The sequence below is a fragment of the Eubacterium sp. An3 genome (genome assembly GCF_002159465.1).
Taxonomy (GTDB): domain Bacteria; phylum Bacillota; class Clostridia; order Lachnospirales; family Lachnospiraceae; genus Anaerobutyricum; species Anaerobutyricum stercoris.
Map to the genome: position 1 here is coordinate 1 of NZ_NFIR01000052.1, position 10,216 is coordinate 10,216.

The window sequence follows — 10,216 nt, forward strand, 5'->3', positions numbered from 1 at the left end:
ATGAGCGAGGATGATCTTCTCGATATGGATTATTTTTTAAATGAAGATGATCTGTTTGATGACGAGGCTGGCGTAGAAGGTTTTTATATCTTCTAACCCGTGTCGTCTTATCTTCCTGCCCAAGCAAGAGTTTATCTAACATATGTTCGGTGAACTCTTGCTTTCTTTTAATTCCATAAAAATCGGAATTTCCTATCAATTAAAAAAATCCCTCCAAACCCAAAACGGGTTCAGAGGGAAGATGTGTAATCAGGCATGATGAAGCCGCCCACCGAAACACCGTTTTTTTTATTCGGTGGGCTTATCCTTTATCGCTTTTGACAGGGCAGAAATCTCGTTTTCCTGATTTCTAAAGGCGGCCTTTTTCAACCGTTCAAAGCTTTCATTACTGATTACATGTTCTATCCGGCAGGCATCGACCTCTGCAGTTTCTGGATCAACACCTGCTGCGATAAGCTGTTCCGTAAAGAAGCAATGGCGTTCATAAATCTTTTCGGCAACCTCGCGGCCTACATCGGTCAAATGGAGAAAGTGATCTTCATCCATTGTGAGAAAGCCGCCGTCTTTCAGGGTGTTGACCGCCACACAAACACTCGGTTTTGACACTCTCATGTGCCGGGCCACGTCTACGGAGCGCACCATGCCGAGTTTCTTTCGGAGAACAAGGATGGCCTCCAGATAGTCCTCCCCGGACGAATGAAGTATCAGTTACTCTCATCTCCTGTCTACTATAAATAGTGCAGTTATAAATCATAAATTTGGTTATTTCCCAGTCTAAGACAACGGTCACAAGCTGATTCAATCAATTCAAAATCATGGGTAATAACTAAAACAAAATAGTCCTTTTCCGCCAACGTTTTAAGCGTTTTACTGACTCGAAGCATATTGTCATAATCTAATCCACTTGTAGGTTCATCAAAAATCAGTACCCTTTTATTGGATAAAAGAGCAGTAACAACTGCCAGTCTTTGTTTTTGTCCACCTGATAAAGTTTGCGGATGTTTTTCTCGGAATTGATAAAGATCAAATTCTTTCAGCAACTCATTAACATCTGCTTGTGAAGCCATACTACCTAAAAAACATTCCGCTTCAACACTTTCAGCAAACAGTTGATGATTTACATCCTGCATAACCAAATAGCTTATCTTCCGACGCTGCTTGGCTAATAGTTTTTCTTCATCTAAAAAAATGTTACCTGCTGCCTCATTATGTAATCCGCATAAACATCTTGCAAGCGTAGTTTTGCCAGCACCATTACGTCCTGTCAATGCAGTAACTTCGCCTGAATACAATGTAAAATTCAAATCACTGGCGACACACTTTCTCTCGTAAGCCAAATACAAATTTTTGAATTCAAGTTTGTGCGAAGCTCCATCGTGTTTGCTTTTGGTTGAAAAGTCTGATTGATCTTCTAATTGTCTAAGTCCTCGATAGCGTCTCCATTCATCACTTTTTTGGTAGAATGACATTGCTTCATATTCTTCGATCAGTTTGCCGTTTTCAAAAAGGAAAATTCGATCAACAAGTGGCTTTAACCAATTTAAACGATGTTCCGCTATTAATATAGTTTTGCCACAGGCCTTTAATTTGCCAATGATTTTAGCAATTTGTGCAGTAGCGTCCATGTCTAAGTTGGCTGTCGGTTCATCCAAGACTATGATTTCTGGATTTGTAGCATAGGCACAGGCAAAAGCAATACGTTGTTTTTCACCTCCAGACATTGCAAACATACTTTTCCCGAGCAATGGTTCGAGTTCCAATTCTACGATTGTCTTTTTAAGCCTCGTCTCAACTTCTTCAAGAGCTGTTCCTTGATTTTCCAATGTAAAAACAATTTCGCTTTCTGGATCAATATTAAAGAATTGACTTTTAGGATTCTGAAAAACACTGGCCACAATATCAGAAATTTGATACATAGCTAGTTTTTCAATATTCTTTCCACCAAGAAAAACAGTCCCTTGCTTTTTTCCTTCCACAAAATTAGGAATCAAACCATTTATCAGTTTGGTAACCGTTGTTTTTCCACATCCGCTTTTCCCACATAACAAAACGCACTCGCCTGGTCGTACCTCGAAATTAATTTCCTGGACTCCGCTAGAAATTTCGTTGTCATACAAATAGCTAACATTTTCCACTTTAATATGAGCATCGGTCATTTGCTCTAACATAAACTCACCACCTTTGCTATACCAGCCGTAAAGATAATCAGTACACATAAGATAATAAGAAAAATATCTATCCGACTAATTTGATGGTAACCTCTGCATGTTCTTTGGGTAGGATTTTCTATTCCTCTAGTAAGTGCAGCTGCGGTTAATTCATCAGCTGTTTTAGAGGCGGCAATAAATAACGGAACAAGATAACACTCCACGTTTACTGCGATTTTTTTAGGAATACTTTTTTGTGTGGATGCAATAGGTCTTAATCTCATAGCCTCCCGAATATGTGACCATTCTTCCACAATAGCAGGAAAGTATCGCAGGGTTACTGCCAAAGTAATTGTTGCTGGTTTTGGAATCTTCATTTTAGTCATGGTTGCTATGAGCTCGTTCACTTTTGTTGTTCTCACAATCATTAAAATCCCCATTAAAAGAGGAATCATGGACCTAAACTGTACGACAATAACAGAAAGTGCAGCTTCCACCACTGTTGGCATTAAAGGAAGAATGGTACACTGGGCGAAAAAAAGAATAACATAAGCAAAAACAAGCCATTTGCTAAACACCTTTTTACCAAAAGCAAGCTGCATTCCGCTTAGTATAATTACACATAGAACTTCAATCCAAAGTGTATTTACAATAAACGTAGATGTACTTATCGTCAGTAATATAATAATTTTGGTGCGGATATCTAATCTTAACATTTACAGAATACCTGCTTTGGTAAGGTGTTTTTTGAAAATCAGTCGGCTCAAATAAATTCCCACAACGGCTGCCACTACACTGCCAACAATAACAATAGTCCAAGTAAAATAATTCGCCTGTGAACGCAAGAAATCAATATATACTTCGCTCAAACCAAGATTCTTTGCATATTCAAGGTAAGATTCAGTTGTTGCAAACAGCCTAAATTGACCACCAATGGCATTCCACATAGCAAACACAATATAGGAAATGATAATTCTCTTGAAATTCTTTCTATTATTTCCTAAAATGAGTTCTGCAAGAATGGCGAAAACCACAAAGAAAGCTGCTACAATCATGCCTTCCGTTCCTGCAAGCAGCAGAAAATAAAGGAATGGAACAACTGCAAAAAGCAAAACAGTACCCTTTTTAGGAATCTTCGTAGTGATAAACAGGTACGGAATGGCGCCGACAAAAGCCGTGGCCGGCGAGTAGATCAAGTAAGTAATCGGTGTGACATTTGTCATTGCCGCCACCAGATACAAAACCATGAGAATTGCGCTAAAGATACCTATGTTGATATAGTCTTTAATCTGTAATTTATTAGAATTTCTAGAGTTCATTTTACATTCACCTTTCTATTGTTTTTTATTATGCTTTCACAGCCCACTGTTCAGCCTGCTTCTGTTCTTCAATCATTTGAGCGTACCAACCTCCATACTTCATGAGTTCAGCATGCGTTCCAGATTCTCGAATACGGCCTTTATCCAATACCAAAATATTGTTGGCATTGACTATCGTATTAAGGCGGTGAGCTATAACTAGCACTATTTTATTTTTCATTAACCGATCAAAAGCATGTTGAATTTCTCTTTCATTATCAGCATCCAAACTAGAGGTTGTTTCATCAAGCAAAATAATCGGAGCATCCTTCAGTAAAGCGCGTGCGATTGAAATACGCTGTTTTTCTCCGCCGGAAAGAGTTGATCCTCCTTCGCCAATCATCGTTTCGTATCCATTTTCCATCGCCATAATAAATTCATGACAGTGAGCAGCCTTTGCAGCTTCAATCACTTCCTCTTTGGTTGCGGTGGGTTTCCCAATGCGAATATTGTTTAGAACTGTATCTTTCAAAAGGTAAACCTCTTGAAAGACAATCGCCATCTGTTCTGCCAATACATCTGGATTGATTTTTCGTAAATCTATCCCATCAATTAAAATTTGTCCTCCAGTCACATCCCAAAAGCGAGCAAGCAAGCTCACAATAGTTGTTTTACCTGAACCAGATGGGCCAATAAGGGCAGTGGTTGTTCCTGGTTTGGCACTAAACGATACGCCATGTAGAACAGTAGTTTCTGGATTGTATCCAAAAGTTACATTTTTAAATTCGATGGAGTAATCCGTAAATTTTACTTCTTTCTCCTGATAGGTCAGTGGCGACTCATCCAAAATTGAAATAATACTATCAGCCGCTTTTGAAATAGAACGTACCTGTGGATAGAGAGAACTCACTACTGTCATAGTACTAGAAATAGAGATTGCCAACAGGATCGCCAACAAAAAGCTAGCTCCGTTAATTTCATTAGAAGTCAATAGCCATGTTCCTAAAATTAGTGAAACAGGGACAATCATTGCAGTAATTGCTGAAAAACTCATAGAGAGCGGTAAAATAGATATTTCCGCCTTCGTGGATTGTTTCCGCAATTCTTTCAGTGCATTATCGAGGCGATCAAAGCGTTTGCCAATCAAATTGTAAAGTCGAAAAGTACGCATACCACCAATGTACTCTACAATGCGTGAGACTACAGTTCGGTTTGCTTCTCTAAGTTCGTCCGAATTACGAGCAGACACTTTTCCTGAAATCACTAACAACGGCAGAGCTATGCCTACCAGCAAGGTGACTGCAAGACCAACATGCCAATCTAACATGAACGCTATGACAAGAGATAAAATTGTAAGGGATGTAACTTTGATAACATCACATAAGCAATGTGTGATAATTGTTTCAAAATCGTTAATGTCAGTAAGCAGTGTGCCAGACAACTTCCCAATACTGTTTTTAGTGAAAAAGCCCAAGTTTAGGCTTCTAATATGGTTTCCCATTGAAATCCGTAGTTTATGAGAAACGTCTGGCCCAACACATTGCGCTTGTGTGAAACTGATCCCCTGAACAATGCAACGTAGCACAAAAATAATTACGGCAGCGATTATGCACGTTTTGAGTCCTTCAGCAGAGAATTGTCCGTTTGATAAGTCAATCAATACGAATAGCATGACACCATACATACAGGAATTGAGAACTGAATCTAACACACTCAAAAGAATAGATGGCACCAGTCGTATACCGTTTTGACCAATCAAGCGATGCAGTGATTTTATAATTGAAATCATTTATGTAACACCTCCTTTCCCTGCTGGGTATATGCACGCCACATCTCGGCGTAAACACCATTCTTTTCAAGTAAGTCTGTATGGCACCCTATTTCAACGATTGAACCATTTTGAAATACACAAATATTATCTGCATTGACAATCGTATGGAGTCGGTGAGCAATCATAATTGTTGTCTTGCCTTTCAGCAAATTCTCCAAGGCTATTTGGATCTTATGTTCATTTTCAATATCAGTAAACGAAGTCGCTTCATCAAAAACAATGATAGGCGCACCCTTTAAAATTGCTCTGGCAATACAAATACGTTGCTTTTCTCCTCCAGACAATTTGATCCCGGCAGAACCAAGGTAAGTGTCGTACCCATCAGGAAGCGATTGAATAAAAGAATGGATCTGTGCTGCTTTTGCAGCATTCTCGACTTCTTCCCGTGTGCAATTATCCTTGCCGATTGAAATGTTTTTATAAATCGTATCATCCAACATAAATGCGTCCTGGAACACGAAAGATACTGTGTCCATCAAATTATCCATACACAAGTCTTTTATATTGTGTTCCCCAATTTGAATCTGTCCGCTCGTGACATCCCAAAAACGCGGAATGAGTTGAGCCGCAGTACTTTTCCCAGCGCCAGATACACCAACAAATGCCGTTAAACTTCCTGCAGGAAGTTCCAAGTTAATATCATGTAGAACTTCTTTTTTCTGATAAGCAAACTTTACATGAGAGAATGTGATACAAGGGCAATTCTTTTCTACTATGAAATGTTCTTGTCCAGTCGGCATCTCCGGGATGTCCATAATATCTTTAATACGTCCAAGGCCTGCGGATATTTGACTAAATATTTGAGCAAAGTTCATAAGGTTATTGTACGAGGATAAAAAAACGATACTCATAATAACAAAGAACACATAGGAACTTAAATCTAAATATCCGGCCAGATACAAGAATCCTCCCATTGGCAGAGTAAAGCTAACTCCTGATTCAATCAGGACTTTACACACAGCACTGATCGGAGCCGCCATACGCGATATTTGTTTCCAAAGAACATTAAAATCTTCACCCGCTTTAGAATATGCCTGGTAGGAATTAGCTGTAAGGTTGTATGCTTTCATAACTGGCATCCCATTGACGAATTGCAGGAGAGCTGAATTGAGCTGTCCTTGCACCACTGAAAAATCCTGCATTTTCGGTGTAACAAGCACCATCATGATTGACTGCAAGACCAGTGTTAAGATAATTGGGACAACCAAAATCAACGCCATCGGAATATTAATGGTTAGAAGATAAATAAAGACTGTCAGTGGAACAACTACAGCAACTGTAATATCTGGAATTTGATGTGCGAGGAATTGCTCTAATCTCTCAACATCCTCCATCAACACTTTTTTTATCTCACCGGTGCTGTTATCAGTAAAAAAACCAAGATTAACTTTCCCAATATGCTCACAAATTTTTTTGCGAACAGCATACAACGCTGAATAAGCACCATAGTGTGTTAGACTCACAGATATTGTTTGAAATATAAATCGTAGCAAAATAAATGCGGCTGCTATCAGCCCATAACGCATAGCTTCCATACTATTGCCACTTCCATCAAAAAGGAATAGCACTGTACGAAATATCATGAGATATGGTACAAAAGTGCATAGGCCTGATAGAACGCTAAAGATAACAGCGATATTCAAGCCTGTTTTTTTACTGCCTGCCAGTTCAAAAAGATATGACATTTTCACAGCTTCTGGCTGGGCAGAGTTTCGTTCTTTACTCATGTTATCCTCCTATCTGGTTAATTTCGTTAGTTAGCACTAACCTCCTTCCAAAATAATTACCGCAGCCCGATGGACTACGGCAAGTGCAGACAAGCATTTTCTTAAAAGAGACACTTGTATCTTTCGGGTAATCTGTTATCATTATACCAAAAAGAATTGTCAATTCAATATGCTGAGAAAAATGATACAAAAACGAAAAAATGTCGCAGAGGTGAAGTTTATGCCAAAAGAAAAAGTAGCCAAAACACCAAATCAGATTGAACAATGGATGATGGATTCTTTATTATCGCTGATGAAAGAAAAACCGTTTCGCGAAATTAAAATCACTGAAATTGTGGAGAGGGCACAATTAGCACGCTGTACCTTTTACCGATATTATGCAAGTAAAGAGGAACTTCTAATGCAATGTTGTAAGACGGTTTTCAGTGGATTGAGCAGACGACTAGAGAAAGAAGATTGTAACACTTTTTATGGTACAGCTATCGGATATTTTTCATATTGGCTAGAACATCGTTCCTTTCTTGAATTATTGCGAGATAGTGGAATGCTCTATTTTATGTTACAAAGCTATGATGAACTGATGTTTGATGTTGCTAAAGACTTAAAGCCAGAAAACGCAGATAAAAGTGGTTTTGATTTTTCTCCCAAAATACGTTATCACTTCTTTCTGGGTATGTCTGGTTTTTGGGGAATGGCGAATCGTTGGTTATTGAATGGCTGTAAAGAGTCTCCGGAAGAATTGGCACAATATGTTGTTGCATATTTCGTAGAGACTTATCAGTTAGAACCAGCTTGCCAATATTGGGATTTAAATCACGAGTACCCTTTTTCCCCATGCTATATAAAATCAGGATATGAGATTTAATGAATTTAGAAATTAGGCCTTGTTTGAAAAATCAGGAGTTCTGTTCTAAATCAACAGGATTGCAATAGCAGCAAGGTAAAAAACGATATGGAAAATCATTCTGTTTAGAAAAGTTCCACTACACGCTATTGAAATATCATCTTCTTTCTCTTGTGCTCAGTAGAATAGAAAGAAAATATTTCCACGCATTAGAAAATCCCTTGCTTTTTCTACATAATAGCAATCATATTTAGTTGGGCAAGAAACGAGCGTCAGGGAATTTTTCTCTGGCGCTCATTTTATTACTTGAATATCAGTTCTGCTTGTATAATGTCCTCCACCTGCGCTTTCAGCGTGTTTATCAGCCCCACCCAGCGCATGAGATCACGGGCCTTCAATTCCTCGGTGACGCCCGCCGCATTAACCTCTTTTATGCAGATAATTTCTGCTCGGCGTTCCACATGGCTGCGTACTTTCCGCCCTTAGCCAGCAATTCATCGTGAGTGCCGGCTTCAGCAATCTTTCCGTCAGATACCACAAGGATTTGATCTGCATTTTTGACGATAGAAAGGGTATGAGCAATCATTACCACAGTCTTTTTCGCTTTCAGCAGATTAGCGATGGCCTGCTTTACCGCCAGTTCGTTCTCGATGTCAAGGGACGCTGTTGCTTCATCCAAAAGCAGGATCGGGCTGTTTTTCAGGATAGCGCGGGCGATTGAAATTCGCTGACGCTCACCGCCGGAGAGAAGGTTTCCGTTTTCCCCGGTCGGCGTATCGTATTCCTTTTCCATCTTGCGGATGAAGCCGTCACAGTTGGCCTCCCGGCAGGCGGCCTCGATTTCCTCGTTCGTGGCATTGGGGCGGGCATGGCGGATGTTCTCACGAATGGTGTCATCAAAGAGAAAAACATCCTGATCTACCATAGAGATTTGTTCCAACACACGCTCAGCGGCTACATGGTTGATCGATTTGCCGCCGATAGAAATGGTTCCTCCATTCGCCTCGTAGTACTTTGCAATCAGGTTCAGAATGGTGGATTTGCCGGAACCGGAGTCCCCGACAATGGCTGTGAACTTCTGGTCTGGTACCGTAAAAGTTGTGTGTCTCAGCACCGGCTCTCCAGGCACATAGGAAAAGTCCACATTGTCGAAGGTAATTTCATGTGTGGCAGTATGAAGCGACTCCATACTGCCGGTTTCCTCTGGTTCTTCAATAATGTCAACTACTTTATCTTTGGATATTTTCAGGTTTTTGTAGCTCATCAGACCGCGGGAGATGGAGTCCGAAAGTTTTGCAAGCAGCATGGGCAGCATACAAATCAACAAATACGAAATCGGGTCCAGTTTCTCAGATAGCATAGGGATAGAAGCCGCCCATATCATTACAGGTAGTCCGATCCACAGAAAGATACATTGTATTGCATTTGTCGGAATACCATGTTTCTCGTAGTTGTAGCTCACATCACTGAAATGTTTTAGAGTAGATGTTACCGTCTCATTTTTTGTTCCGCCAATACCATAGGCTCGAAAGGTCTGAATGCCCGTGGCATATTCCACAATGCTGCTGACTGTTTCGGCGCTGACAGCGTTTTTCTCTGTGCCGTACTTGCGGACAACTCGAAAAGAAAGCCAGAGAAACGGAATTAAAACCAATTCAACGCAGGCAAGGATGATGCCTCCCGGCAGCCAGATACAGCCTACAAAAATAATCATCATGGTACAAAAGGTGATGTGCTTAACAATTTCCCCGACCGTATGGGTGAGGATTTTTTCATAGTTGTTGACATCGCTGGTAACGATGTTGATGTATTGTCCAGTCTGGCCTTGCGTAAATCTGGACAGAGGTATGCGCTTTATTTTATCGCCAAGGAACAGCCGGGTACGGTTGCTGACCGCAGCGCCGCCAATCTGACTTTGTGTGTAGCCAATGCTGTAAATCACAATACGCAGAATGAAAATGCCGCCTAAAAACAGAGAAAGCTGGAGCAGAGAGGGCGAGTTGATCGTCCCATTCCACAGCATTTTCATCGCTTCATAAAGGAGCAGAAAGTTAAAACCGGACAGCATACCTTCCACAACATTTAGAACCATGCCAAGATAAAACCGGCCGTTTTTCTTTAATGGATTTTCACGCATGATCTGCACCTCCCTCCAACTGATAAGTAATATTGCGGGCCGTTTCATAATCTGTCCATGCCTGATTGTAATAAGCATTATCCTGCCGGACTTCATCATGTGTTCCTACACTCGTAATCGTGTGATTTTCGACAACGGCTACCCGATTGCACATTTTCAAGGCCCCCAAACGGTGAGCAACAACGATTACCGTCTTGCCTTTGCACAGGTTTTCAATAGCCTTATCAATCTC

The 10,216-nt window shown here is 40.4% G+C and carries 8 protein-coding genes and 2 pseudogenes; 1 reads left to right on the forward strand and 9 read right to left on the reverse strand.

Annotation, left to right across the window (positions count from 1 at the left end):
- Positions 1-288: 288 nt before the first annotated feature.
- Genes B5F87_RS19325 through B5F87_RS19350 form a run of 6 tightly spaced genes read right to left on the reverse strand, consistent with a single transcriptional unit; the run spans position 289 to position 7,003 of the window.
- Complete coding sequence (locus B5F87_RS19325) at positions 289-708, reverse strand: metal-dependent transcriptional regulator (RefSeq protein ID WP_087284090.1); 420 nt, start codon at positions 706-708, stop codon at positions 289-291.
- 35 nt (positions 709-743) lie between these two features.
- The gene (locus B5F87_RS19330; RefSeq protein ID WP_158097110.1) at positions 744-2,168 is read right to left on the reverse strand and encodes an energy-coupling factor ABC transporter ATP-binding protein; all 1,425 of its coding nucleotides are present in this window, start codon (positions 2,166-2,168) and stop codon (positions 744-746) included.
- Positions 2,162-2,863: an energy-coupling factor transporter transmembrane component T gene (locus tag B5F87_RS19335; protein WP_087284095.1), complete on the reverse strand. Its 702-nt coding sequence runs from the start codon at positions 2,861-2,863 to the stop codon at positions 2,162-2,164. The genes B5F87_RS19330 and B5F87_RS19335 overlap by 7 nt, the downstream gene beginning before the upstream one ends.
- Positions 2,864-3,466, reverse strand: a complete 603-nt coding sequence (locus tag B5F87_RS19340; protein WP_087284102.1) for an MptD family putative ECF transporter S component — start codon at positions 3,464-3,466, stop codon at positions 2,864-2,866.
- 28 nt (positions 3,467-3,494) lie between these two features.
- Positions 3,495-5,234 carry an ABC transporter ATP-binding protein gene (locus tag B5F87_RS19345; RefSeq protein ID WP_087284105.1) on the reverse strand — a complete coding sequence of 580 codons (1,740 nt, stop codon included), beginning with the start codon at positions 5,232-5,234 and terminating at the stop codon, positions 3,495-3,497.
- On the reverse strand, positions 5,231-7,003 hold the full coding sequence (locus tag B5F87_RS19350) for an ABC transporter ATP-binding protein (protein WP_242964596.1): 1,773 nt from the start codon (positions 7,001-7,003) through the stop codon (positions 5,231-5,233). The genes B5F87_RS19345 and B5F87_RS19350 overlap by 4 nt, the downstream gene beginning before the upstream one ends.
- A gap of 220 nt (positions 7,004-7,223) precedes the next feature.
- On the opposite strand from B5F87_RS19350, the gene B5F87_RS19355 reads away from it, so the two are divergent.
- Entirely contained in the window at positions 7,224-7,868 is a 645-nt protein-coding gene (locus B5F87_RS19355; RefSeq protein ID WP_158097111.1) for a TetR/AcrR family transcriptional regulator, read from the forward strand.
- A gap of 281 nt (positions 7,869-8,149) precedes the next feature.
- On the opposite strand, the pseudogene B5F87_RS19360 reads toward B5F87_RS19355, so the two are convergent.
- The 3 genes and pseudogenes from B5F87_RS19360 to B5F87_RS19370 form a co-directional block, all read right to left on the reverse strand.
- Positions 8,150-8,278, reverse strand: a pseudogene (locus tag B5F87_RS19360) (TnpV protein); the annotation flags it as partial.
- Positions 8,278-9,984, reverse strand: coding sequence for an ABC transporter ATP-binding protein (locus tag B5F87_RS19365; protein WP_087284113.1), 1,707 nt, complete (start codon positions 9,982-9,984; stop codon positions 8,278-8,280). The pseudogene B5F87_RS19360 and the gene B5F87_RS19365, both read right to left, overlap by 1 nt.
- Positions 9,977-10,216, reverse strand: a pseudogene (locus tag B5F87_RS19370) (ABC transporter ATP-binding protein); the annotation flags it as partial. The gene B5F87_RS19365 and the pseudogene B5F87_RS19370, both read right to left, overlap by 8 nt.

What these genes read in the sequence shown, in the direction of transcription:
- B5F87_RS19345 (WP_087284105.1), bottom strand. Translation starts at nt 5,234, where the DNA reads ATGATTTCAATTATAAAATCACTGCATCGCTTGATTGGTCAAAACGGT.
- B5F87_RS19355 (WP_158097111.1), top strand. Translation starts at nt 7,224, where the DNA reads ATGCCAAAAGAAAAAGTAGCCAAAACACCAAATCAGATTGAACAATGG.
- B5F87_RS19350 (WP_242964596.1), bottom strand. Translation starts at nt 7,003, where the DNA reads ATGAGTAAAGAACGAAACTCTGCCCAGCCAGAAGCTGTGAAAATGTCA.
- B5F87_RS19340 (WP_087284102.1), bottom strand. Translation starts at nt 3,466, where the DNA reads ATGAACTCTAGAAATTCTAATAAATTACAGATTAAAGACTATATCAAC.
- B5F87_RS19335 (WP_087284095.1), bottom strand. Translation starts at nt 2,863, where the DNA reads ATGTTAAGATTAGATATCCGCACCAAAATTATTATATTACTGACGATA.
- B5F87_RS19365 (WP_087284113.1), bottom strand. Translation starts at nt 9,984, where the DNA reads ATGCGTGAAAATCCATTAAAGAAAAACGGCCGGTTTTATCTTGGCATG.
- B5F87_RS19330 (WP_158097110.1), bottom strand. Translation starts at nt 2,168, where the DNA reads ATGTTAGAGCAAATGACCGATGCTCATATTAAAGTGGAAAATGTTAGC.